This is a genomic window from Ornithinibacter sp., assembly GCF_035443565.1.
Classification (GTDB): Bacteria; Actinomycetota; Actinomycetes; order Actinomycetales; family Dermatophilaceae; genus Fodinibacter.
The window spans coordinates 1-1,687 of sequence record NZ_DAORSO010000208.1 but is presented as its reverse complement, the minus strand read 5'-3'; the positions used below and the strand labels follow the sequence as shown (position 1 = coordinate 1,687).

The following is a 1,687-nucleotide window of genomic DNA, read 5'->3' as shown; positions in this document are numbered from 1 at the left end:
GTGCCGGCGACGTCGCCGCGGCCCTCGAGCATCGGCTGCTGAAGGGGCACGAGGTAGTTGATCGGCCACATCTGACCGCCGTGGGTGTGCCCGGAGACCTGGAGGTCGACGCCACGCCCCTCGACCTCGAAGGCCTGCAACGGCTGGTGGGCCGCGAGCAGCGTGAAGCCCCCGGGGTCGACGCCGGCCAGGGCCGCGTCGTAGTCCGGCGCGAAGACCCCTTCGCCGATGGCGTCGTGAACGCCCGCCAGCACCATGGTCGCCCCACCACGCTCCAGCGGCACCGACTCGTTGCCCAGCACGACCAGGCCGACGTCCTCGAACGCCGACACCCAGTTGACGGTGTCCTCGAACATCTCGTGGTTGCCCGTCGTGGCGAAGACACCCAGCGGGGCGCGCAGGTCAGCGAGCGGGGCGAGCTCGGGGGCGTAGCGCGCGGCCTTGCCGTCGACGAGGTCGCCGGCCAGCACGATGAGGTCGGGCTCCTGCTCGTTGACGAGGTCGACGACCTGCTGGGTGAAGGCGGCGCTGCGCACCGCCCCTGCGTGCACGTCGGTGACCAACGCGACGCGGGCCCCGTCGAACTCGGCAGGCAGCTGCGGGGACGCCAGCTCGAACCGGCTCACGCTCGGGGTGGCCGCCTCGACGGCGCCGTAGGCGGTGACCCCCACCGCGACGGCAGCCACCAGCGGCGACGCGATCGCGTTCAGGCGCCGCCGGGCGGAGCGGCCGTGGTCGTCGTGCCGCCAGCGCAGGAGCCAGATCGCGACGCTCGCGAGCCACACCGGGACCAACCCGAGGAACAGGTACAGACAGGACGCGAGGAACGCCTGGCCGAGCCAGGCCACCGGCCGCATCTGGGCGGGCGTGAACGACCCACCCCAGACGTCGAACCCGGCGAACGCGAACGCCGTGAGCACGACGAGCACAGCCGCCACGGCATACCTCACCCAGCGGGGGCGCCACCCGGGGGCGATCGCCAGGCGGTGCCACACAAAGGCGATGAAGCCCCCGAAGACCCCGAGCGGGATGAGGATGAGCCAGGGGCTCATGCCGCCTTGGCGGCGAGGGCTGCGCGGATGTCGTCGGCGAGGTCGCCGGGCTCGGTCGTCGGCGCGTACCGGCTGATGGCCTGCCCGTCACGGCCGACGAGGAACTTCGTGAAGTTCCACTTCACCCGGCCACCGAGCAGGCCCTTGGTCTCCGACTTCAGCCACTCGAAGAGCGGGTGCGTGTCGTCGCCGTTCACGTCGACCTTCGCGAACATCGGGAAGCTCACGCCGTAGTTCACCTGGCAGAACTCACCGATCTCGTCCTCGGTGCCGGGCTCCTGGCTGCCGAACTGGTTGCACGGGAAGCCGAGCACGACGAGGCCGTCGTCCTTGAACTCCTGGTACAGGGCTTCCAGGCCTTCGTACTGGGGGGTCAGGCCGCACTTGCTGGCGGTGTTGACGACGAGGACGACCTTGCCGGCGTAGTCGGAGAGGTCGCGCTCCTGGCCGGTGAGGGTCGTGGCGCTGAAGTCGGAGAGAGTGGTCATGAGGTCATCGTCACACGGGCCACCGACGCGGACGCAGTCGTGAGGCCCCCGGCGGGCGCGAGGTTTGACACGCCCCGAGGCGGAATACGCTGACCCGGTGTCACCACCGCACGCCCGGCCCCTCGATGTCGACGTCCTCGTCGTGGG

2 protein-coding genes are annotated in these 1,687 nt (G+C 71.0%); both read right to left on the bottom strand.

The features are described from left to right. The coding region (locus PLL68_RS13420; RefSeq protein WP_324534901.1) for a metallophosphoesterase at positions 1-1,052 on the bottom strand (1,052 nt) is incomplete at its 3' end. Beyond that, the gene (locus PLL68_RS13415) at positions 1,049-1,540 is read right to left on the bottom strand and encodes a glutathione peroxidase (RefSeq protein WP_324534899.1); all 492 of its coding nucleotides are present in this window, start codon (positions 1,538-1,540) and stop codon (positions 1,049-1,051) included. The genes PLL68_RS13415 and PLL68_RS13420, both read right to left, overlap by 4 nt. Positions 1,541-1,687: the final 147 nt, after the last annotated feature.